The following is a 21441-nucleotide window of genomic DNA, read 5'->3' on the forward strand; positions in this document are numbered from 1 at the left end:
CTGTTACCGCTTGGCTTTCGCCCCTAACGGAACCACGGGCAAGTCGATGCGGCTTTCGCCACCCGGTCCATGCCATACCGTCTGTGTGGCACGGCGGTAATCCGCCGGCTTCGCATTGAAGATGTTGTCGACGTACGTTTGCGGATTGCGGTCGTAAAGCGGGAACCAGCTGGACTGCACCTGCACCATGATGCGATGGCCGGGCAGGAACACGTGGTTGGCAGTGGGCAGCGCAAAGGTATATTCCTGCGGTGTGTTCGCCGGGATCGGCGCCGGTTTGTCCAGGCCCTGCCGATAGCGTCCGCGGAAGATGTCACCGGCCACCATCAACTGGAAGCCACCCATCTCCGGCTGCGCCGCTACCTGGCCGGGATAGACATCGATCAGCTTCACTACCCAGTCGCTATCGGTGCCGGAAGTCGATGCCACCAGGTGGGCCACGGGCGAACCTGCGATCGCCACCGGCGCATCGAGTACGTCCGTGGTGAAGGTGAGAACATCCGTGCGGTCGGAAAACATCCGCTGGTCGGTGGTGAGCCAATGTCGCCAGGGATCGCCCGAGGCGTGCACCGGGCGAGGTACGAACGGCACGGGCTTGGCAGGATCGGAGACGTATTGATCGCTGCCCTTGTCCTTGGGCTCTACGAAAGAAAGCGACGATCCGGCGCCAAGGTACAACGGACGTTCGCAAGCGCCCTCGCAACCGGGCCAGGATTTAAGCTTCTGCCAACGGTTGGTTCCCGTCTGGTAGGCGGTGACCGGCGCGATGTCCACCTTCGGCGCGTCGTCCTTGAGATAGCGCGCCAGGAACGGCCGCAGCACGTCCTGGCGGAAAGACAAACCGGTATCGCTGCCGAACTTGATGGCGCCCAGGCTGCTGGCATCGCCGATTTCCTGGCCGTGGTGCCAGGGCCCGATCACCAGGAACACCTTGTCGTTGCCGGTGTCCTTCGGTTTGATGGCTTTGTACACGGCCATCGCGCCGTAGATGTCTTCCTGGTCCCACAGCGAATGCACCAGCATCGTGGGCACCTTCAACGGCTGGCCAGCCAGTATCTTGTCCAGGGCTTGGTCCTGCCAGAAGGCGTCGTAGGCAGGATGGGCCACGATCTTCCGCCAGAAGCCAAGCTGATCCATGCCATGGGCGCGGGCGATATCGCCGGCCGAACCGCCGGACAGGTACGAGGCGTAATCGTCGAAGTCGTTGGTGAACCAGCCGTCGCCTTCGCCGCGCACCGACTGGTGGTCCAGGATGTAAGCCAGCATCGTCTGGCGGAAGGCACCATTGTGGAACCAGTCGTCGCCGCGCCAGCCGTCCACCATCGGGTTCATCGGCACCGATACCTTCAGCGCCGGATGCGGATTCACCAGCGCCATCAGCGGCTCGAAGCCATCGTAGGAAATGCCCAGCGTGCCGACCTTGCCATTGGACTCAGGGACGTTCTTCACCAACCAGTCGATGGTGTCCCATGTGTCGGTGGATTCATCCACCGGCGTGGGATTCTGCGGCCCGCGCAGCGGCCGGTTCATGACGAAATCCCCCTCCGAGGCATATTTGCCGCGGATGTCCTGCAGAACACGGATGTAGCCGTCCTGCACGATGATGTCGGCAGCGTTGTCGTAGCCGGCCAGCACCATCTCCAGGCTGCCACTCGCCGCGCGGCTGGCCATGGCCGACGCACTGTATGGCGTGCGGGTTAGCAGCATCGCCGCGTGCCTGGCGCCCTTGGGCACAAGGATCACCGTGTGCAGCTTCGCGCCGTCGCGCATGGGGATCATCACGTCGCGCTTTTCGAAATCCATGCCCTGCGTAGGGGCGACGAAATGCGCGGGTGTTTCGTCAGGCAGCGCGCTGTACTGGGCTGCTTGCAGCGACGTGGCGACAAGGCCCAGGGCGAGGGCGAGCAACAACAGGCGGCGCATGGCGGACTCCCTCAGGTGAGCCTGCATCGTGTGGCATTTTAGGTACAGTTGCAATTCTGTGGCGTTACTAGTGCGTTACACGCCGCGAATCGCACCCTGGCCGATGACCGGGCCGGTCGGCTGACCGGTGGGCGAGCCGCCAGTTGGCTCTACCGACACGGCAAGTGTCGCCGTGGGCCCTAGCCTTGATAGCAGCGCGTCGCTGAGCTTCAACGCCGTGGGCTGATCGTGCTTGAACACACCCACGGCGATGGGCTTGCCGCCCGCCGGAATAAGCCAAAGCTCAGTGTCGCGGCCGCTGGCCAGCGGTTCGGGCGATGCCGGTACCACCAGGATCTGTTTGCGGTCCAGATCCATGGTGGCCGTCCAGCCGGCAGCGCCGTTGCCGACGGCGATGGTCGAGACCATCAGGCCCGACGGCTGTGAAACCACTGCACGATGCGTCAGTGGACGCACCACGATCACGGCCAGGGCAAAGGCAACCGCCGTAGCGCCCATGCCCAGCCAGCGCCAGACCACGGCGTTGTCCCACCAACCCTTTGGCTCGCGCTTGGGTTCCGGGCGTCCCAGAAGCAAAGTGCGCTGGATGCGTGCCCATACGTGCGCGGGCGGGGTGACGGCGCGAATATCCGACGCCAGGGGCATCAGGTGGCGCTGCCACAGGGCCACGGCGGCTGCAGCTTCGCCGTTGGCCTCGATTTCCCGCGCTACACCCGCCCGCGCGTCGGCATCGAGAAGGCCCAGCACATATTCGCCGTAGCGGAGGTTTTCGTTGTCGGACTCGAAGGTGCTGTTCATGCGTTCAGGCAGGCCCGGAGCTGCAGGAGGCTACGGCGGATCCAGCTTTTCATGGTTCCGAGCGGCACCTTGGCGCGTGCAGCCAGTTCGTTATACGTAGCTCCGGTGAAAAAGGCTTCACGTACGGACGTGCGTTGCCGCGGCTCCAGTTCCCCCATGCACTCTTGCAGACGCTGGTATTCCTGGCTGGCCTCGGCGCCGGCCGCCGGCGTGGGCGATTCGTCGACAATGGCATCGAAATCCAGCGCATCGCCTCCCGTCATTTCGCGGTGCTGGCGCAGGCGGTCGATGGCCTTGTTGCGCACCACGGTAACCAGCCAGGTCAGCGCGCTGGCCCTGGCAGCGTCGAAACTGGCGGCCCTTCGCCATACCGTGACATAAGCTTCCTGGAGGATTTCCTCGGCCTGTCCCCGGTCGGAGATCATGCGCAGGCACACCCCGAAGAGCTGCCCGGAAGTCTTCCTGTACAGGGTGGAGAAAGCTTTTTCGTCCTGCTGGCCGGTGCGGACCAGCAAATGGTTCAGCTCATCGCGCTCGGCGGGGCTGGTCACGCTCATCGCCATGGTTTCCGTGGTGTCCCAAGGCGTTCTATAGCACGAAGTCAGGTGATGGCAGATGCATCCGGGTGGGCGGACGGTCCGTACAAAGGACCAGGACACCGGGAATCATCATGACGAACACGGCTCCATTCCCCGCGACTGAACGAAATGCCGCCGCCCGCACACTCAGGCGCTGGTTCGACACCGCCGCGGACATTCAGGCCGATGGCGCGAGCGCCGACCGCATCGACTGGCTGCGCGCTGCCCCCTTCGTGGCACTGCACGTGGCCTGCGCGTGCGTGTTCTGGGTGGGTTGGTCGCCCGTGGCCGTGTGGACGGCCGTGGGCTTGTATGTGATCCGCATGTTCGCACTCACCGGGTTTTACCACCGGTATTTCTCCCACCGAACGTTCAAGACCTCACGCCCGGTGCAGTTCATCTTCGCCGTGATCGGCGCTTGCTGCGTGCAGCGCGGACCACTGTGGTGGGCCGCCCACCACCGCAACCACCACCGCCATGCCGATACCGCGCTCGATCCGCATTCGCCCACGGTGCACGGCTTCCTGTGGAGCCATATGGGTTGGTTCCTTACCCCGCGCGCATTCATCTCGGACCATTCCCGCGTACCGGATCTGGCCCGTTATCGGGAATTGCGCTGGCTCGACCGATACGATATCGCCGTGCCGGTGCTGCTGGCCAGCGTGCTTTTCGTCGTGGGCGTCGTGCTTAACCGTCTGGCCCCGGGCCTTCACACCACCGGCAGCCAGATGCTGGTGTGGGGTTTCGTGGTATCGACGATCGTGCTGTTCCATGCCACGGTCACGATCAATTCCCTGGCGCACCGCTTTGGCTCGCGCCGTTACAGCACCCGCGACGACAGCCGCAATAACCCATGGCTGGCCCTGATTACGTTCGGCGAAGGCTGGCACAACAACCACCACTTCTTCCCCGGCTCCGCGCGCCAGGGACACCGTTGGTGGGAGATCGACCTAACCTACTACGGCCTGCGCCTGATGCAGGCACTGGGCCTGGTAAGGGATTTGAAGCCTGTGCCGTCGTGGGTGGGCGACAAGCAACGGAGGGTGCGTTGATGCGCATCGCCGTCGTCGGATCGGGCATCGCGGGCCTGGCCTCGGCATGGGAGCTGTCGCGCAGCCACGAAGTCACCTTGTTCGAGCAGGCCTCGTACCTGGGTGGCCACACCCACACCCATGAGGTGCGAGTGGCCGGTGTCCATCACGTGGTGGATACCGGTTTCATCGTCCACAACCGCGCCCACTATCCACTGCTATCGGCACTGTTCGACGAACTGGGTGTGGCCACGCGTCCGACCACCATGAGTTTTTCGGTGCGCAACGAAGGCTCGGGGCTGGAATACAACGCCGCTCACCTTCGTGGCCTGTTCTGCCAAAGCCGCAACCTGCTGTCACCGGCTTTCTGGGGCATGTTGCGCGACCTTGCGCGCTTCTATCGCGAAGCGCCCGCCTTGCTCGACACGACCGGCCCCGGCCCCACCCTGGGAGAATTCCTCGACAGCGAGGGCTACGGCGCGGCTTTCCGCGACGACCACCTGGTGCCGATGGCCTCGGCATTGTGGTCGTCGCCGTCTCGGCAGATCCTTGGCTTTCCAGCAAGGTACCTGGTGCAGTTCATGGTTAACCACCAGATGCTGGACCTGGGCAATCGTCCGCAATGGCGCGTGGTGGAAGGTGGCTCTTCCTCATACATCAAGGCCATGCGCCAGCGCTGGCATGTGCGCGAGCGTCTGAACTGCGCGGTTCTTGCCGTGCGCCGCCTTGATGAAGGCGTAGAGCTGGAACTTCGCGACGGCACCGAGCGCTTCGACCACGTGGTGCTGGCCTGCCACAGCGACCAGGCGCTACACATGCTTGCCGACCCCGACTTCCGCGAGCGCGAGATTCTCGGCGCGTTGCCCTATCAGGTGAACGATACGGTGCTTCACACCGATGCCTCCGTACTGCCACGCCGGCGCCGGGCGTGGGCCGCCTGGAACGCGCATGTGGGGCCGGAAGCAAACGACCCGTGCACGGTGAGTTATTGCATGAACCTTCTTCAGGGCATCGCCAGCGCCGAGCCACTGATCGTCACCCTCAACCGCACCGATGCCATCGACCCGGCGCGGATCCTGCGTCGCATGCATTACTCCCACCCGGTGCAGACGCATGCGGCGGTGGCGGCGAAGGCGCGCAAGCACGAGATCCAGGGCAAGCGAAATACATGGTTCGCCGGCGCCTATTGGGGTTGGGGCTTCCACGAGGATGGCATGCGCAGCGCGCACGACGTCGTGCAGGCGCTGGGCGCCACCGCCGGCTGCGAGGCGCTGGCGTGAGTTTTTCCAGCGCCATCTACGAAGGCATGGTGACGCATCGGCGCCTGGCGCCGCATCCGCACCTGTTCCACTACAAGATGGCGCAGCTCTACCTGGATCTCGACGAGGTCGACAAGATATTCAACCGACGCTGGCTGTGGTCGTCGCACGGCCGCAACGTTGCCGAGTTCCGCCGTGGCGATTATCTCGGGGACTCGGCCACACCGTTGGCCCAGGCCGTACGCGAGCGGGCATCCACCGTGCTTGGGTACCTGCCGGCAGGCTCGGTGTGCATGCTCGCTCACCTGCGCTATGCAGGTATGGTCTTCAACCCGGTGACCTTCTACTACTGCCACGATGCCGGTGGCGCGCTGGAATGCATCGTGGCGGAAATCACCAATACACCCTGGAAGGAGCGCCACAGCTACGTGTTGCCGGTGCGCGACGCCGCGCGCGGGGGCGACTGGCTGCGCTGGGAATTCGACAAGCGTTTCCACGTATCGCCGTTCGTGCCGATGGACCGCACCTACGACTGGCGCTTCTCCACACCAGGCGATCACCTTCGCGTACGCATGGAAATCCTGCGCGACGGCGAGCGTGAGTTCGATGCGCACTTGCGTCTTGAGCGCCGCGCACTGACCGGCCCGACGTTGGCACGCGTGCTATGGCGTTATCCGCTGATGAGCGTCCAGGTAGTCGGCGCCATCCACTGGCACGCCCTGCGTCTATGGCTCAAAGGCAATCCCGTCCACGACCACCCCTCCCCGCAAGGAGTTTCGAAATGAGCGCGATCGTGATCCAAGGCGAGACGGCGGCGATGTCCGTCGGCCAGCGCTTCCTGCGTCGACGCGTACTGGACAGCATGGCTGGCATGAGGGAGGGGCGGCTAGTGATCACCGACGCCCTTGGGCGCGTCGAGATCGGCCAGCCCCTGCAGGAACGACCCGCCATCGTGGTCCACCTCCACGTGCGCGACCCGCGGTTCTACGCCGCCGTGGCCACCAACGGCAGCATCGGTGCCGGCGAGGCATGGATGGAGAACTACTGGCAGTGCGACGACCTGGTAGCACTGATCCGCCTGCTGGTGCGCAACCGAAATCACCTGGATGCGATGGAGACGGGCCTTGCCAGGCTTGGTGGGACGGCCATGCGTTGTTGGCACGCCATGCGCCCGAACACGCGTTCAGGCGCGCGCCGCAACATCGCCGCGCATTACGACCTGGGAAACGAATTCTTCGATCTGTTTCTCTCTTCGGACCTGATGTATTCCTCGGCCCTATGGGAGGACGACGACGACACGCTCGAGCTCGCCTCCAAACGCAAACTCGACCGTGTGTGCCAGTGGCTGGATCTCAAACCCGGCGACAACGTCATGGAGATCGGCACCGGCTGGGGCGGGTTCGCGATCCACGCAGCCAGACACTACGGCTGCCACGTCACCACCACGACAATTTCGAAAGAACAGCATGCACTGGCTTCCGAACGCGTGGCACGCGCTGGCCTGGGCGGCCAGGTAAGTCTGCTGCTGGAAGACTTCCGCGACCTCACCGGACGCTACGACAAGCTGGTGTCGATCGAGATGATCGAAGCCATTGGCGCTGCCAACATGGATGGCTATTTCAGCAAGATCGGCGCGCTGCTTCGTCCCCGGGGCCGCGCGCTGCTGCAGGCGATCACGATCGAAGACCACCGCTACGCGCAGGCACTGAAGTCCGTGGACTTCATCAAGCGCCATGTCTTCCCGGGCAGTTTCATTCCCTCGATCAGCGCGATGATGGCGTCCAAGGCGCGCTCGAGCGAGCTTGCATTGGTGCGGCAGGAAGACTTCGGCCTGAGCTACGCCCGTACGCTCCAAGCCTGGCGCGAGCGCTTCATGGCCTTCCTGCCCCAGGTTCGGGCCATGGGCTACGACGAACGGTTCGTCCGCATGTGGGAGTTCTATCTTTCCTATTGCGAGGGTGGCTTCCGCGAACGATCCATCGGCGTCTCGCACCTGCTGTTCGAACAAGCATGAATACCTGGTGGAGCCTGGTGGTGATCTGGCTGGTAGCGGGTAGCCTGATGGTGGCCGGCTGGGCCTGGCAGCGCCGCCACGGCAACATCGGCATCGTCGATGTGCTGTGGTCGTTCAGCGTGGGTGGCAGCGCGGTATGGGCCGCCGTTACTGGCCCCGGCGCCGCACTGCCCCGTGTTGGGGTGGCATTGTTCGGCGGCCTGTGGGGCGTACGCCTGGGCCTGCACTTGTGGCGGCGCGTCCGTGGCGAAGATGAAGACGGCCGCTATCGCCATCTTCGCGCGCACTGGCAGGGCAGCCAGGGAAGGATCTTCGGCTTCTTCGAATTCCAGGCGCTGTTGGTGGGATTGTTCGCGTTGCCCTTCCTGGGCGTCGCGGCCAACCCGGCGAGTTCGGTCGGGGCTTGCATTGTGGCCGCCGTGATCTGGCTGGGCAGTGTCGGCGGCGAGATCGTAGCCGACAACCAGCTGGCGCGGTTCCGCGCGGAGCCATCGAACGAGGGTCGCACCTGCGACCAGGGCCTGTGGCGCTATAGCCGGCACCCCAACTACTTCTTCGAGTGGCTGCACTGGTTCACGTACGCAGCGTTGGCCGTGGGCTCGCCACTGTGGTGGCTGGCTTTCGCTGGCCCGGTAGTGATGTACCTGTTCTTGCGTTACCTCAGCGGCGTGCCCTTCACCGAAGCACAGGCGCTTCGCTCCCGTGGCGAGGAATACCGCGACTACCAGCGTCGCACACCCATGTTCTTCCCATGGTTTCACACCCGGCCCGCGCAAAGGAACGATCGATGAATACAGCCACCCTTGACCTTGGTCCAGCCACGCCCAATCGCCCGGCAACCGGCTTGCTGGGCCTGGCCGAACGCGGCCTGGTGCCTGATGCCATGCTTCGCCGCGCCATACGCCACCTTTGCGCCAAACGCCTTGCCGAGGAGTCCGCTGGCGGTCCGGGGCGCCAGGCCGAACGCTTCGGCAGGCTGATTGATGAACTCAAGCAAAGTGCGGTGGCCATCCATACCGATGCCGCCAACCGCCAGCACTATGAGCTTCCACCCAGGTTCTTCGAACTGTGCCTGGGGCCGAACCTCAAGTACTCCAGCTGCATCTATCGCACGGACAACCAGACGCTTGGCGAAGCGGAGGAGGCCATGCTCGCGCTTACCGCCGAACGCGCGGGACTGTCCAACAACCAGGACATCCTGGAACTGGGTTGTGGCTGGGGCTCGCTGACGATGTGGATGGCGAGGCATTTCCCCGAATCGCGGATTACCGCGGTATCCAATTCGAACAGCCAGCGAGAGTACATCCAGGCGCGGTGCCGGGAGCGGGGACTGAACAACGTGCGTGTGATCACGCACGATGTGCAGGCACTGGCCCTGCCTTCGGGCTCTTTCGACCGCTGCGTCTCGGTAGAGATGTTCGAGCACATGCGCAACTACGATGCATTGATGTCACGGATCGCCGGCTGGCTGCGCGCGGACGGCAGTCTGTTCGTGCATATCTTCGCCCACCGCTTCCTGATGTATCCATTCCAGACCACCGGCCAGGATGACTGGATGGGCCGTCATTTCTTTACCGGTGGCCTGATGCCCTCGGTCGATACCTTGTTATGGTTCGACCGCGACCTGTGCGTGGCCGACCGCTGGCTGGTCGATGGCACGCATTACCAGCGCACCGCCGATGCGTGGCTGGGACGCCAGGACGCCAACAAAGACGAGGTGATGCAGGTGCTGGAGGAGGCCTACGGTCCGGCCGCCCCGCTCTGGTTCCAGCGCTGGCGCATGTTCTGGATGGCCTGCGCAGAGCTATTCGGATTCGACGGCGGCCAGGCGTGGATGGTGGCCCATTACCGTTTCGTGCGTCGCCGAACAACGGCTTAGCCCGGCTCATCGCCCCCCTCGCCACACCGGCGGAGACGGCGCCAGCCACGCAGCCACGCCCAGGACGGCAGTCCGGCGGGTGCCCCGGGTCGGGGACTGCCGTCGACCATCGTGCGGGTTACACTGCGCCGATGTCCGATCACGACGTGACACCGGTAGCCCAGGCACTGGCGGCCATTGCCGATGCGCAATGCCGGGCCGCACTGCGCGCGTTGGGCAACGTGGAAGACCGGCACGGTGGCGTCCACCAGGCCCGCAAGGCGATCCGTCGCCTCCGCGCAACGTTGATCCTTTGCCGCAAGGCCTTCGGCGATACCCTCGTGCCCGTCGATCGCGACCTGCAACGCCTTGCGTCGAGCCTTTCCTCGCTTCGCGATGCCCAGGCGGTGATCGGCACGGCGGATAAACTGGCGGGCGACGGGCACGATGAATGGCTTGCCGTCGCCGATGCACTGCGGCGCAGGCGCGACACCCTGCTGGACGACGCCCTGGCGCGGGACCCGGCGTTCAAGCGCCGTTGCCACCAGTTGCGCGCGGCTCGCCAGGCCATCGCGGCGCTGCCATGGTCGCAACTGCGCGCGAAGACCTTGCGCAAGGCGTGGGAGAACACGACCAGCAAGGTCGACACATTGGCCGACGAATATGCCGCAAGGCCCACTGCTACCAACCTGCACCGCTGGCGTCGCCGCGTGCGCCGCCAGCGCCTGCAGCTGGAAACCCTGCGCAAGCTGCACAAGAAAGTCGGGCCGCACGCCGCGGCGCACCTGCCGCACAAGGGAAAAACGTTGCACGAACTGACCCGGCTGGCCGACGAACTGGGATTCCGCCAGGATCTTCATGTATTGCGCTCCGCCCTGGTGCAAGTGGCAGACCCTGCCCGCCTGCCTCATCTGCGCGGTCGCATCCGCGACGAACTCAAGCCCGGCAGCCGGAGCGGCTGATCAACCACCGCCGAACCGGTACCAGCGAGCGACCTCGGCGCTGACGTAGTCATCCACGGCCAGCCCGATGCGATCACACATGTCCAAGGTGTCCACCAGCACCCGCTCGACGGCCGTGGCGTCCGCGCCATGGACGCGGGCATCGCGGGCGATGTCATGCAGGCGGCCTGACCAGTCGTAGAGTACGTCCGCCCGTTCCCGAATGCGATCAAGCAGCCAGGGCCGCAGCGGCGCGGCTACCGAATGGCCGCCTTCACCGGCCAGTTGCGCCGCCAGCGCGTGGACTGCCGGAGACACTCCGCGATACCACTCGGTTTTCCCAGCGGCCGCTTCGCGAACCACCAGTGGTGCCACGCATCGGTCCCCGGCGAACCGCTCGATCAAGGCGCGCTCGATCCGGCGCGCCTCCTTCACATGGTCGACCTCCACCAGCATGCCTCGGTCAAGGTCGAAGAAGTCGAAGAAACGCCGATGCAAGTCGTGGAAGCGCGTGAATGGATCACGGGAGAACCCTACTTTCAGCACGTCTTCGTCACGGCAAGGCAGCACGTAGACATAGGCGCGTCCACCTGAAGCGAAGCGAGGGTGGTGGGGTTCGGGTTCCATGCCGATGAAGTTTAGGACCGGACATGCCCGGGCTGAACAAACCCATGACGCGGTGCACATTGCACCGGGGTGAATCCCCCGCCATGATGCCGTTCGGGGAGGGACGTGATGACCGATGTTCATGCACATGATGCCGATGCTCACGCAGAAGCGGCGCCGACAAGCACATCAAGGCATTACGGTGTATCAACATCGCAAATAATTACACCGATGGTCATTTACGAAATTCCCTTTGAACCGGCGGGCTCCGCCGATTGGCACGTGGATATATCCACCGATGGCCGCAGGAACTTTGATTCCCGCCAGGCCGCCCTCGCCTTCGCCCGCGAGTCAGCGAAGGCTCGTGAAGTGAACTTCGGCGTGACTGCCTGTATCAGCATCCAGGGTGGCGACGGGCGGTGGCGCACGTTCGATCCCCAGCTGGAGCCCATCGGGCCGTCCCAGGATATCCTCAGCTAAATCGCACCCCTTGAGGTTTTCCGTCAAGCCGAAGCCAGCTCGACTTCCAGGGCGCTCATCAACGCGGCAGTGGACATGGCCCGCGCCAGGGGTGCACCCTGCCCGGCCCATTGAGCGCCATATCCCCCTTCCCCGGCGGCGCGCGCCACCGCATGCAGTGCCTTGCCTGCGTCGTATGCCCTGGGATAGTCGGGAATATCCGCGTCCGCGGCTCCAGCGCCCAGCGCCGTGAACCGATTGGCAAGGCAGCGCGCGGGGCGGCCGGAAATGGCGCGTGTCATCACCGTGTGGTGCGCGGCATCGCCCAGCAGGGCCTGCCGGTAGGCTTCATTGGCCAGGGATTCGTCGCAGGCAACGAAGGCGGTGCCCAGTTGTGCGGCCACCGCCCCGAGCTCCAGTGCAGCCTTGATCCCCGCACCGTCCATGATGCCGCCAGCGGCGACCACGGGCTTGTCCAGGCGCCGCACCAGCGTGCGTACCAGCGCCATCATGCCGATTTCGTCGTCCACGGCATCGGGGTCGAACATGCCGCGATGCCCGCCGGCCTCGTAGCCCTGCGCCACGATCACATCGATGGGCGTCTGGGCAATGCTGCGCGCCTCGGCGAGGCTGGTGGCCGAAGCCATCAGCACGATGCCCGCTTCGTGCAGCGCCCTCAGCTTGCCTTCGTCGGGAATACCGAAATGGAAACTCACCACGGCGGGCTTTGCCTCACGCAGCATCGCCAGCATGTCGTCATCGACCTGGAAACTGCGGTAGATCTCGGCCAATCGCGCGGGAGGGCTGCCGCTGAAACGTGCGAACTCAGGTTCAAGGCGCGCCAGCCACGCGGCCTCGACATCGGCCCGCTCGCGCGCCGGCCGGTGGACGAACAGGTTGACGTTGAGGGCGCGGTCGGACAGCTGGCCGAACTCATCCATGGCGGCGCGGGCCGCCCGGGCCGTCATCGCGCCGACGCCGAGCGAACCGAGCCCACCCGCCCCGGACACCGTTGCAGCCATGGCGGGCGTGGAGATACCGGCCATCGGCGCCTGGATGATCGGCAGGCGCATGCCGAGTCGCTCAAGGATCAAGGAAGGAAGGAAAGGCAGCATTCCGCCATGGTGCAACAAAAGCGGGTGCGTACCCAAGCCCGGCATCCCGTCGTGGTTATCAAGGTGCAGCGTCGCGACCGGAATGCGCATGGGGGTTGATGGACCGGCTATTCTCCCTGGGGGGAATCTGACGGATCGACCATGTTCGGCTATTACCTGGGCCTGGCCCTGCGCAGCTTCCGCGGCAGCCGTGTGCTGACGGCGTTGATCATCGTGCTGATGGGTGTTGGCGTGGCCACCTGCATGGTTGCCTGGTCGGTATTCAGGGTCACCGCTGCCGACCCATTACCGGGCCGCTCAGCTACATTGTTCGTACCGCAGGTGGATAACTTCGGCCCCACGCGGACGAACCAGGGCGAACCGCCGAACCTCCTGTCGCATGCCGACGCCATGGCGCTTTGGCACGCGCGGGGACATACGCCGACAACGCTGCTGTATCCGGTGAGTTTCGTGCATGACCCGGATGACGGTACGGGGCAACCTTCGGGCCTGGATGGCGACGCCGTCACTCGCGATTTCTTCGCCATGTTCGGCGCGCCCTTCGCCCAGGGCCATGTCTGGTCGCAAGCCGACGACGAGGACGGCGCGGCGTTGGTGGTGATCAGCGACCGGTTGAACCGGCGGCTTTTCGGTGGTGACAACAGCATCGGCCGCAGCATGAACCTCGATGGCCATGCCTTCCGCGTCGTCGGCGTGCTCGGCCCATGGCAGCCCTGGCCGCGTTTCTACGACGTGGCCAGTACAGGAACCGCCTTCATCGCACCGGGCGACATCTACCTGCCGCTGCGCAAGGCCATTGCGCTGGCCAAGAGAAGTCTTACCGGCTACTGCAGCGCGGTCGCCGCCGACCCGAACATTCCCGATTTCAACGCGTGGGTGCACAGCGAATGCGTGTGGATCGGCGCGTGGGTGCAACTGCGTGATGCCGCGGACGTGGCCCGCTACCGGCAGTTCCTGGTCGCCTACGCCACCACCCAGCAGCAGATGGGCCGCTTCGCCTGGGAGCCGAACATACGGCTCACCGGCCTGAACGCCTGGCTTGCGAGCCAGCGGGTGATCCCCAAAGCCACCAACCTTTCGATGATGGTGGCGTTGAGCTTCCTGTTGATCGCCATGGTAAATGTGGTGGGACTGATGCTGGCCCGGTTCATGCGACGCTCGACCGAGATCGGCGTGCGCCGTGCACTGGGCGCTTCCCGCGCAGCCATCTATCGCCAGTTCGGTACCGAGGCCGTCGCCATCGGCATGGCCGGCGCGCTGTTGGGTATGGGCCTGACGTGGCTGGGCATTCGCGGTGTGCACCTTGTCTTCGAGCCCACGATCGCGGCGTGGGCCCACATGGATCTTCCCTTGATGCTCGGCACCGTGGTGCTTGCCGTGGGCGCCACGTTCCTGGCGGCGCTCTATCCCACCTGGCGCGCAGCGCAGGTGCAACCGGCATGGCAGATCAAGACCGATGACTAAGCGCACCTGGCTGCAAACCGGTCCGATCCTGGCTGCACTGCGGCGACACAGGATGGCAACCTTGCTCGTGGTGCTGCAGGTGGCGCTGACCCTGGCCGTGGTCAGCAACGCGCTTTTCATCGTGGCTACCCGCGTGGTGCATCTTTCGCGACCCAGTGGTACCGACGAGGCCAACATCTTCGTCATCGCCAACCAGTGGGGGTCGGGCCTGGACGTCCACCGGGTGGATGCGCTCATGCGCGCGGACCTGGCGGCCCTGCGTGGTGTTGTTGGTGTCCACGACGCCTTTGCCAGCGAAGCCTATCCCCTTGAAGGCGGTTGGGGCGTACTGACCCAGATCAAAACCACCAGCGAGCAGACCACCAAGCCCCGCCTGGGCATCATGTATTTCGCCGACGACCACGCCATCGACACGCTGGGTATCCACCTCGTTGCGGGGCGGAATTTCAGGGCCGATGAAATACTGCGCTCAAGTTCGGTGGACACCGCCGTGGCTTCGGTGATCATCGTCACGCGGAGTCTTGCCGGTAAGCTCTTCCCGGGTGCAAATGCCCTGGACCGCACGGTATGGCTGCCCGATGGACCCGTCCGCATCATTGGCGTGCTGGACAGCCTGCAAGGCCCCTATGCCGGCAGTACCACGCGCAGCATCGATGAAGACACGGTGCTGTACCCCGCGCGCGCGGCCGATCTTGCCTTCGGGACGAATTACATCGTCCGCGCCACCCCCGGCGGCATGGACAAGACCATCCCCGCGGCGGTCGCTGCGCTCTGGGCGCAAAGCCGGCAACGGCTGATTGATCCGGACAAGGGCGTGGTCACGCTCAAGCAGGCGCGTGAACGCGGCTATGCCACCGACCGCAGCGTGGCGCTGATGATGGGATCGGTGAGCGTGCTGCTGCTCCTGGCCACCGCTGCCGGCATCGTCGGCTTGTCCAGTTTCTGGGTATCACAGCGCCGGCGGCAGATTGGTGTGCGCCGCGCGCTGGGCGCTCGGCGTCAGGACATCCTTGGCTATTTCCTGGCCGAGAATTTCCTGATTGTCACCGGCGGCATCGTGCTTGGCGCGCTGCTGGCGTATGCCGCCAACCTGGGCCTGCTCAAGGCGTTCGAGCTTGCGCTGATGCCGTGGTATGTCGTGCCGCTGGCCGCCGTGTTGCTGTGGCTGCTTGGCCAGGTAGCGGTATTGGGGCCCGCACGCCGCGCCGCGGCCACCGCGCCGGTCGAGGCCATCCGCCAGCGCTAGGCCGGGTGGAACAGGCAAATGCGGCTCTCGCCTGGCACGTCCGTGGGCACCAGCCACGGCTCGGCGGCAACGCGCAAAGTGCATGGACCGAAGGTGGCAATGCGTAGCGGCCGGCCCTTCGCTTCTTCTGCCAGGCGGGCCAGCACTTGGTCCATGACCGCACCCTTGAAGGGCGTGTAGAGGTAGAACACGGTGCCCGTGGAGAGATCGGCTGCGCGGACGTCGTCATGGATGAATGACGCGCCTTGCAGACCCAGCGCCTGCGCCGTTTCGCGCGCCCGCTCCACCAGCGGCGCCTGCAACTCGATGCCGACCGTCGAAGCGCCGGTAAGGATATTCACCAGCATCGGCACGTGCCCCAGGCCCGCGCCGAGATCCACCACCGTGTCTGCCAGCTCAAGCGCCAGCCTGTCGATCATCGCCACCACATGCCGCACCGGCGTGGGTTGGTAGAAAACCATGTCTTCGCCCGGCGCCGCGCCGGTGTCGTTGACGTTGCCGAAGTCGAACATTCCGGCCACCAGCGCATCGGCATAGTCATAGCCGTCGCCTTGTGCGCCACGGGCGCCAAGCCTGTCCAGCCACGAGCGCAGGCAAGCTGCGCCTTCACCGCGAATAACCGCGTTCCTGATATCTGCACTCACGCGGGCGTTGGCATCTTCGAGCGTTTTCAACATGTCGCGCGTGCGGCCATGCAGGCGTTCAAAGCCATCTGACGAACCCGGCAAGCCGGGCATCAACAGTTCTTCGAGTCGATCGATAGCGTCCACGCGATCGGCAAACCGGTGGCGTTCGAGCAGCGTGGCATCAAGCTCAAGTTGTTGCAGCAAGGCAAGCATAGTGTGGGCAGCGACCGAAGAGACCAACGTTCAGGCGGACAACGATAGCCCGGTGGTAGCACGGCGATACCGTGCCGGAAGTCCCATGGCATGCCGTCCGCGGACGGCGCCAAATGTCCGCGGTCGGCCTTACCTTGCCTGCGCGCGGCGAAATATGCCGTGGCATGCCGATTGCACAGGTGTATCGATCCATCCATAAGGAATTGCATCATGCCTCGTCCGCTTCACATCCTGCCAGCCGTCCTTATTGCGATGATGACTGCCCTGCCCGCACTCGCGCTGGCCGATCCGCCCTTCACCGAGCAAACAGCCCGCGACATCATCGCCGCATCGCACAAGGTGGTAAGCCCCCATGGCGTGCAGGAGCTGAAGACGATCGACGTCAATGGCACGAAGCAGTGGATCTCGGTACGCGGCAACGACACCCGCAACCCCGTGCTGCTGTTCATCCATGGCGGACCGGCATCGCCCGACATGCCCTTGTCCTATACCTTCCAGCAACCATGGGAAGATTTCTTCACCGTTGTGCAATGGGACCAACGAGGCGCGGGCAAGACCTACCGCGCCAATGACCCGAAAAACGTCGAGGCCGGCATGACGGTTGAGCAGATGACCAACGACGCCACGGCCGTGGTGCAATATCTGCGCAAAACCTATGGCAAGCGCAAGATCTTCGTGATCGGCCATTCCTGGGGCAGCATTCTCGGCCTGAACCTCGCGCACCAGCATCCGGAGCTTCTCTACGCATATATCGGCGTGGGCCAGGCGATCGACATGCCCCGGGCCGAGGCCGAGGTCTATCGATTCGACATGGAGGGCGCCCGGGCGCGCCACGACCAGAAAGCCATTGACGCGCTTACGGCGCTTGGCACCTATCCCAATCCGAAGAAGCCGATCACCCTGCAGGAGATCGGCGTGGTTCGCCAATGGTCGAGCAAGTACGGCGGCCTGGCCTTTGGACGCGACGGTTTCGATTTCGACGCCGAAGCGTGGCAGCTCGCGCCCGAGTACGACGACGAAGACATCAACGCCATTGGCAAGGGCAGCACGTTCTCCCTCGAGCACCTGCTTCCCGCGCTCACCACCTATCGCTTCGCCGACGGCATGACGTTCGAGTGCCCGATATTCCTGTTCGAAGGACGCCACGACGAGACCGTGCCCGACGTGGTGGCGGCGGACTGGTTCAAGACGATCAAGGCGCCGGCGAAAGAGCTGGTGTGGTTCGAAGATTCAGCGCACATGGTGATGCAGGAGCAGCCGGGCCGCTTCCTTGACCACCTGGTGCACGATGCACGGCCTTATGCCGTCGCCGCCGGCGACGTGGCACCCGCGGACGTCGTGGAGCACTAGGCCGGTGCATCCTTCGGTGTGATGCGATGCCCTGCAGGGAGGCCGGCCAGGCGTTAACCTTTGGTGGTCTCCCCAGCGCAAGGCACGACGATGGCAAAGGCATGGCTTCCGATGGCGTTCTTCCTGGCCCTGGCTGTCACGGCAACCGGCAGCCCGGCCGCGACACCTGAAACATCCACGGCCGGCGGCCGGCTCGCGGGCAAATCCGTGACCGTCCAGGGCGTGGCGCTGGATGAGTTCCTGGGCATTCCCTTTGCCGCGCCACCGGTGGGTACGCTGCGCTGGAAGCCACCGCAACCCTCGCCCTCCTGGCAGGGCGTACGCGCCGTCGAGGCCTTCGGCGCGCAATGCATGCAGCTGGGTTTGTTCGACGACATGGTGTTCCGCTCCAACGGCATGGCCGAGGATTGCCTGTACCTCAACGTGTGGACACCGGCCGCGCATGCCGATGGCAAACTCCCCGTGCTGGTGTATTTCTATGGCGGTGGCTTCAATGGCGGCGACGGCTCGGAAAAGCGCTATGACGGCGCCAGCATGGCCACAAAGGGCATGGTTACCGTCACGGTGAATTACCGCCTTGGCGTGTTCGGATTCATGGCCCACCCCGCGCTTGATGCCGAATCACCCGAGCATGCCTCGGGCAACTATGGCCTCCTGGACCAAACCGCCGCGCTGCAATGGGTGAAGGCCAACATCGCCGCGTTCGGCGGCGACCCGGCACAGGTCACCATCGCCGGCGAGTCAGCAGGTTCCATGTCGGTCAGCGGACACATGGCATCGAAACTCTCGCGCGGCTTGTTCGCCCGGGCGATCGGCGAGAGTGGTGCGATGTTTGCAACGCTCCATCCCCGCGACCGGGCCGCCGCGGAAGCCCAGGCCCAACGGTTCGCGGCCGAAATCGGCAAGCGATCCATTGCCGAACTTCGCGCCATGCCCGCCAGGGAACTGCTCGAAGCCACGCGCAACCGCAAGAACCTGCACTGGGGGCCCATTATCGACGGGCTATTCCTCACCCAACAGCCCGAGAAGACGTTTCAGCAACACCAGCAGGCCGATGTGCCGCTGCTTCTTGGTTCCAATTCCCAGGAGGGTGCCTGCGCGGCACTGCTGAAAGACGCATCGCCCGGCGCCGAAAACTACCGCCGCTATCTGGCAACACGCTTCGGTGCAAACGCGGGGAAAGTTCTTGAGCAGTATCCCGCCGGCGACGACGCCCAGGCGCTTCAGTCGTGCACGGACCTGGCATCGGACCTGTTCATTGCGCATTCCACCTGGCGCTGGATGGAACTGCAGCACCGCACGGGCAAGGCGCCGGTGTGGTTCTACTATTACGCCCAGCCACGGCCGGCCAAGCGCGAGCATCAGGCCGGCGACCAACCTGATGCCGGTGCGGTACACAGCGCCGAGATCGAATATGCACTGGGCAATCTTGACAGCAACCTGGTCTACGCCTGGTCAGACGCCGACCAGACCACCTCGCGCGTGATGCAGGCCTACTTCGCCAATTTCATCATCCATGGCGACCCCAACGGCAAAGGTCTACCGACGTGGCCGGCCCTGGGCGAACGTGACGGCGGCCTGCTGCGGCAAACCATCGACGCCCATACGCGCACGGAGGTTGACCACCACGCCGAGCGGCACGCCGTGCTGCAATCGGTGTTCGACTCAGAAGCCAAGGCAAAGCCTGCGCGATAGAAGCTTTTACTTTCTATCGCGGAACAATAGCGGCGCGAACTCGTGCAGGTCGCGCCGCCAGGTAAGCCACTCGTGCGCGGTGCCGGGCGATTGGTAGAACCGGTGGGAAATATGAGCCTTTTCCAACGCTTCGTGAAAATGCATGGCCGGATCGTGGATAAACGGCTCTTCCTGCGTACCGATGCCCAGCCACAACACGTGGAAGCGCTGGGCGAAGGCAGCCGGATCGGCAAGTGCACCGCCGAAATCCTTCTTCGGATCAATGGTGACCTTGCCGCCGAAAAACTCGATCGGCGCGCTGCTGAATATCCCCAGGTACGAGAACTGATCCGGATGGCCAAACGCCAGGGGCACGGCCAGCATGCCGCCCATCGACAGCCCGGCCAGCGCACGATGGTCGCGGTCGGTGAGCGTGCGGAATGAACGGTCGATCGAAGGGATGAGGTCCCGCGTGACGACATCGCCGAAAGTATCGGCCAGTTCATGGATCGAACGATTACGGGCTTGCGGGTCTTTCGGCAGCTTGTTCGTATTGACCTCCGTGCTGCCGGCACGCGTGGCGTAGTCGTTGTCCATCACCAGGATCATCGGCACGGCACGACCCTCGGCGATCAGGTTGTCCATGATGAAATTGGCTTTGCCCTGCCGGCTCCAGCCGGTTTCGTCCTCACCCGCGCCGTGTTGGAGGTAAAGCACCGGGTAACGCGTGGATTGCGCGTCGTAACCGGGCGGCGTGTAGACCATGGCGCGACGCCACGCACCGGTGACCGAAGAGTGATACCAGTGTTCGCGCACCTGGCCATGCGGCACGTCCCGCGGCAGGTAATAATCCACGCCTTTCTCTGGCACTTCGATGCCGCTGGCGTCATAAAGCGCACCGAAGAACGCATGGCTGCCCAGGTCGTTGGCCTTCATGCCGTCGACCCAGAAGTTGTAATAGTGAAAACCCGGAACCACCGGCTGCGTGGTCAAGGTCCAGGTGCCATCGGCCCCCTTGACGAGATCCATCTTCGGATGGCCCCACATCTCTACCTGCACGGCATGGGCCTCAGGCGCTACCAGTTGGAACTGCACGCGGGAGTCTGCCGACACACGGGGGTATTCCGCCCCGTACACGTTGGTGGGCGCGGGCTTGAAATCCCCTGCGTCCTGCGCCGGGCTTGCCGGGGATACCGCCATGCCCAGTACGGCAAAGCCAAGGGCAACACACCAGCCACGTAACAAGTCAAAAGCCATTATCGTCAATCTCCCTTCATCGCATGTACGTCGATGATGTCGCCCTCACCCACCAGCCCAAGGCAGAATTCGATGAAGGCCCTTACCTTCGCCGGCGGATGCCTGCGCGAAGGATAGAACGCATGGAGCGGAAATACCTCGCCAGGCCAGTCCGGGAACAGTTCGACAAGGCGGCCGCCGGCAATCAGCGGTTGCATGCCCAGCGCCAGTACCTGGGTAATCCCGGCACCGGCAAGACATGCCTCGAGCTTGGCACCGACATCGGTAACCAACAACGAAAATGGCACGGCCACGGGCAAGATTTTTCCCTTCTGGTGGAATTCCCACGGAAAGGGCCGCCCTGATGACGCATCGCGATACTGGATGCAGCGATGCTGCAGCAAGTCCTGCGGACGTTTGGGCCGTCCATGGTGTTCAAGGTAAGCCGGCGAGGCCACGGTGAGCACGCGCGTGGACAGAAGTCGTCGCGTTACCAGGCTCGAGGACGCCGGCTCACCGAAGCGGACGGCCACATCGATGCCATCGGCCACCAGGTCACCAACGTCTTCGTGTGTCTGCAGTTCGATGTCGAGTTCCGGGTACAGGGCCAGGAGCTGGCCAATCCGGGGCGCCAGGACAACGCGTGAGAACAGCCCATCGGCGCGCACCCGCAAATGGCCGCGCACCTGCCCGGACGCACCGCCTGCGTGCTCCGCCGCCGCCTGGATGCCGGCCATCAGGGGTGCCACTTCTTCATAGAAGCGCTCGCCCTCGGCGGTTGCCCGCACCGCGCGCGTGGTCCGGTGCAGCAGGCGCACACCGACCCGCTGCTCCAGGCGGGCCACCGCCCGGCTGACCCCTGAGGAGGTCATGTCCAGTACGGCCGCCGCGCGGGCGAAACTGCCGCTTTCCACGACCGCCAGGAACACGCCGGCACCATTGAGCAATCGGTTATCGGTTTGCATATTGATGACTTTTGGTCATGGATATCGTGATCTCGATGATCTTCTGTTCGCCTTTGGCCCATCGTACCCTTTTGCCCACTCCTCC

The 21441-nt window shown here is 64.4% G+C and carries 20 protein-coding genes; 12 read left to right on the forward strand and 8 right to left on the reverse strand.

The window, feature by feature from the left end; all coding sequences use genetic code 11:
- Positions 1 to 3: 3 nt before the first annotated feature.
- The 3 genes from VGM61_RS05685 to VGM61_RS05695 all read right to left on the reverse strand — a co-directional run bounded on the left by VGM61_RS05685 (position 4) and on the right by VGM61_RS05695 (position 3278).
- Entirely contained in the window at positions 4 to 1923 is a 1920-nt protein-coding gene (locus VGM61_RS05685; protein ID WP_331521764.1) for a CocE/NonD family hydrolase, read from the reverse strand.
- A 75-nt stretch (positions 1924 to 1998) separates the two neighbouring features.
- Positions 1999 to 2721 (reverse strand): anti-sigma factor, encoded by a 723-nt coding sequence (locus tag VGM61_RS05690; protein WP_331521765.1) that lies wholly within the window; start codon positions 2719 to 2721, stop codon positions 1999 to 2001.
- Positions 2718 to 3278, reverse strand: coding sequence for a sigma-70 family RNA polymerase sigma factor (locus VGM61_RS05695; protein ID WP_331521766.1), 561 nt, complete (start codon positions 3276 to 3278; stop codon positions 2718 to 2720). The genes VGM61_RS05690 and VGM61_RS05695 overlap by 4 nt, the downstream gene beginning before the upstream one ends.
- A gap of 113 nt (positions 3279 to 3391) precedes the next feature.
- On the opposite strand from VGM61_RS05695, the gene VGM61_RS05700 reads away from it, so the two are divergent.
- The 7 genes from VGM61_RS05700 to VGM61_RS05730 all read left to right on the forward strand — a co-directional run bounded on the left by VGM61_RS05700 (position 3392) and on the right by VGM61_RS05730 (position 10423).
- Positions 3392 to 4351 carry an acyl-CoA desaturase gene (locus VGM61_RS05700; protein WP_331521767.1) on the forward strand — a complete coding sequence of 320 codons (960 nt, stop codon included), beginning with the start codon at positions 3392 to 3394 and terminating at the stop codon, positions 4349 to 4351.
- Complete coding sequence (locus tag VGM61_RS05705) at positions 4351 to 5610, forward strand: NAD(P)/FAD-dependent oxidoreductase (protein WP_331521768.1); 1260 nt, start codon at positions 4351 to 4353, stop codon at positions 5608 to 5610. The genes VGM61_RS05700 and VGM61_RS05705 overlap by 1 nt, the downstream gene beginning before the upstream one ends.
- 26 nt (positions 5611 to 5636) lie before the next feature.
- On the forward strand, positions 5637 to 6374 hold the full coding sequence (locus VGM61_RS05710; RefSeq protein WP_331521810.1) for a DUF1365 domain-containing protein: 738 nt from the start codon (positions 5637 to 5639) through the stop codon (positions 6372 to 6374).
- Positions 6371 to 7603, forward strand: coding sequence for a cyclopropane-fatty-acyl-phospholipid synthase family protein (locus VGM61_RS05715; RefSeq protein WP_331521769.1), 1233 nt, complete (start codon positions 6371 to 6373; stop codon positions 7601 to 7603). Before VGM61_RS05710 ends, VGM61_RS05715 begins: the two co-directional genes overlap by 4 nt.
- Positions 7600 to 8394 (forward strand): DUF1295 domain-containing protein, encoded by a 795-nt coding sequence (locus tag VGM61_RS05720; RefSeq protein WP_331521771.1) that lies wholly within the window; start codon positions 7600 to 7602, stop codon positions 8392 to 8394. The genes VGM61_RS05715 and VGM61_RS05720 overlap by 4 nt, the downstream gene beginning before the upstream one ends.
- On the forward strand, positions 8391 to 9482 hold the full coding sequence (locus VGM61_RS05725) for a cyclopropane-fatty-acyl-phospholipid synthase family protein (RefSeq protein ID WP_331521772.1): 1092 nt from the start codon (positions 8391 to 8393) through the stop codon (positions 9480 to 9482). Before VGM61_RS05720 ends, VGM61_RS05725 begins: the two co-directional genes overlap by 4 nt.
- A gap of 131 nt (positions 9483 to 9613) precedes the next feature.
- Positions 9614 to 10423, forward strand: a complete 810-nt coding sequence (locus VGM61_RS05730; protein ID WP_331521773.1) for a CHAD domain-containing protein — start codon at positions 9614 to 9616, stop codon at positions 10421 to 10423.
- On the opposite strand, the gene VGM61_RS05735 is transcribed toward VGM61_RS05730, so the two are convergent.
- The gene (locus tag VGM61_RS05735) at positions 10424 to 11029 is read right to left on the reverse strand and encodes a GIY-YIG nuclease family protein (RefSeq protein ID WP_331521774.1); all 606 of its coding nucleotides are present in this window, start codon (positions 11027 to 11029) and stop codon (positions 10424 to 10426) included.
- 210 nt (positions 11030 to 11239) lie between these two features.
- On the opposite strand from VGM61_RS05735, the gene VGM61_RS05740 reads away from it, so the two are divergent.
- Complete coding sequence (locus VGM61_RS05740) at positions 11240 to 11488, forward strand: hypothetical protein (RefSeq protein WP_331521775.1); 249 nt, start codon at positions 11240 to 11242, stop codon at positions 11486 to 11488.
- 23 nt (positions 11489 to 11511) lie between these two features.
- On the opposite strand, the gene VGM61_RS05745 is transcribed toward VGM61_RS05740, so the two are convergent.
- Positions 11512 to 12540 (reverse strand): nitronate monooxygenase, encoded by a 1029-nt coding sequence (locus VGM61_RS05745; protein WP_331521776.1) that lies wholly within the window; start codon positions 12538 to 12540, stop codon positions 11512 to 11514.
- A gap of 183 nt (positions 12541 to 12723) precedes the next feature.
- Between VGM61_RS05745 and VGM61_RS05750 the strand changes: the two genes are divergently transcribed.
- Entirely contained in the window at positions 12724 to 14046 is a 1323-nt protein-coding gene (locus VGM61_RS05750; protein WP_331521778.1) for an ABC transporter permease, read from the forward strand.
- Positions 14039 to 15292 (forward strand): ABC transporter permease, encoded by a 1254-nt coding sequence (locus tag VGM61_RS05755; protein WP_331521779.1) that lies wholly within the window; start codon positions 14039 to 14041, stop codon positions 15290 to 15292. Before VGM61_RS05750 ends, VGM61_RS05755 begins: the two co-directional genes overlap by 8 nt.
- On the opposite strand, the gene VGM61_RS05760 is transcribed toward VGM61_RS05755, so the two are convergent.
- Complete coding sequence (locus VGM61_RS05760) at positions 15289 to 16122, reverse strand: methyltransferase (RefSeq protein WP_331521780.1); 834 nt, start codon at positions 16120 to 16122, stop codon at positions 15289 to 15291. The two genes, VGM61_RS05755 and VGM61_RS05760, sit on opposite strands and share 4 nt — an antisense overlap.
- A 219-nt stretch (positions 16123 to 16341) precedes the next feature.
- On the opposite strand from VGM61_RS05760, the gene VGM61_RS05765 reads away from it, so the two are divergent.
- Positions 16342 to 17481, forward strand: a complete 1140-nt coding sequence (locus tag VGM61_RS05765) for an alpha/beta hydrolase (protein WP_331521781.1) — start codon at positions 16342 to 16344, stop codon at positions 17479 to 17481.
- Positions 17482 to 17571: 90 nt separating this feature from the next.
- Entirely contained in the window at positions 17572 to 19176 is a 1605-nt protein-coding gene (locus tag VGM61_RS05770; RefSeq protein WP_331521782.1) for a carboxylesterase/lipase family protein, read from the forward strand.
- A gap of 6 nt (positions 19177 to 19182) precedes the next feature.
- Here VGM61_RS05770 and VGM61_RS05775 read toward each other — a convergent pair whose 3' ends face one another.
- Positions 19183 to 20412 carry an alpha/beta hydrolase-fold protein gene (locus VGM61_RS05775; RefSeq protein WP_331521783.1) on the reverse strand — a complete coding sequence of 410 codons (1230 nt, stop codon included), beginning with the start codon at positions 20410 to 20412 and terminating at the stop codon, positions 19183 to 19185.
- A gap of 5 nt (positions 20413 to 20417) precedes the next feature.
- Positions 20418 to 21356, reverse strand: coding sequence for a LysR family transcriptional regulator (locus VGM61_RS05780; RefSeq protein ID WP_331521784.1), 939 nt, complete (start codon positions 21354 to 21356; stop codon positions 20418 to 20420).
- Positions 21357 to 21441 lie beyond the last annotated feature (85 nt).

The organism is Pinirhizobacter sp. (assembly GCF_036499745.1).
Taxonomy (GTDB): domain Bacteria; phylum Pseudomonadota; class Gammaproteobacteria; order Xanthomonadales; family Rhodanobacteraceae; genus Pinirhizobacter.

Bases quoted from the DNA above. Each gene is read 5' to 3' on its own strand.
- VGM61_RS05685 (WP_331521764.1), bottom strand. From the start codon at position 1,923: ATGCGCCGCCTGTTGTTGCTCGCCCTCGCCCTGGGCCTTGTCGCCACG.
- VGM61_RS05690 (WP_331521765.1), bottom strand. From the start codon at position 2,721: ATGAACAGCACCTTCGAGTCCGACAACGAAAACCTCCGCTACGGCGAA.
- VGM61_RS05695 (WP_331521766.1), bottom strand. From the start codon at position 3,278: ATGAGCGTGACCAGCCCCGCCGAGCGCGATGAGCTGAACCATTTGCTG.
- VGM61_RS05700 (WP_331521767.1), top strand. From the start codon at position 3,392: ATGACGAACACGGCTCCATTCCCCGCGACTGAACGAAATGCCGCCGCC.
- VGM61_RS05705 (WP_331521768.1), top strand. From the start codon at position 4,351: ATGCGCATCGCCGTCGTCGGATCGGGCATCGCGGGCCTGGCCTCGGCA.
- VGM61_RS05710 (WP_331521810.1), top strand. From the start codon at position 5,637: ATGGTGACGCATCGGCGCCTGGCGCCGCATCCGCACCTGTTCCACTAC.
- VGM61_RS05715 (WP_331521769.1), top strand. From the start codon at position 6,371: ATGAGCGCGATCGTGATCCAAGGCGAGACGGCGGCGATGTCCGTCGGC.
- VGM61_RS05720 (WP_331521771.1), top strand. From the start codon at position 7,600: ATGAATACCTGGTGGAGCCTGGTGGTGATCTGGCTGGTAGCGGGTAGC.
- VGM61_RS05725 (WP_331521772.1), top strand. From the start codon at position 8,391: ATGAATACAGCCACCCTTGACCTTGGTCCAGCCACGCCCAATCGCCCG.
- VGM61_RS05730 (WP_331521773.1), top strand. From the start codon at position 9,614: ATGTCCGATCACGACGTGACACCGGTAGCCCAGGCACTGGCGGCCATT.
- VGM61_RS05735 (WP_331521774.1), bottom strand. From the start codon at position 11,029: ATGGAACCCGAACCCCACCACCCTCGCTTCGCTTCAGGTGGACGCGCC.
- VGM61_RS05740 (WP_331521775.1), top strand. From the start codon at position 11,240: ATGGTCATTTACGAAATTCCCTTTGAACCGGCGGGCTCCGCCGATTGG.
- VGM61_RS05745 (WP_331521776.1), bottom strand. From the start codon at position 12,540: ATGCGCCTGCCGATCATCCAGGCGCCGATGGCCGGTATCTCCACGCCC.
- VGM61_RS05750 (WP_331521778.1), top strand. From the start codon at position 12,724: ATGTTCGGCTATTACCTGGGCCTGGCCCTGCGCAGCTTCCGCGGCAGC.
- VGM61_RS05755 (WP_331521779.1), top strand. From the start codon at position 14,039: ATGACTAAGCGCACCTGGCTGCAAACCGGTCCGATCCTGGCTGCACTG.
- VGM61_RS05765 (WP_331521781.1), top strand. From the start codon at position 16,342: ATGCCTCGTCCGCTTCACATCCTGCCAGCCGTCCTTATTGCGATGATG.
- VGM61_RS05770 (WP_331521782.1), top strand. From the start codon at position 17,572: ATGGCAAAGGCATGGCTTCCGATGGCGTTCTTCCTGGCCCTGGCTGTC.
- VGM61_RS05775 (WP_331521783.1), bottom strand. From the start codon at position 20,412: ATGGCTTTTGACTTGTTACGTGGCTGGTGTGTTGCCCTTGGCTTTGCC.
- VGM61_RS05780 (WP_331521784.1), bottom strand. From the start codon at position 21,356: ATGCAAACCGATAACCGATTGCTCAATGGTGCCGGCGTGTTCCTGGCG.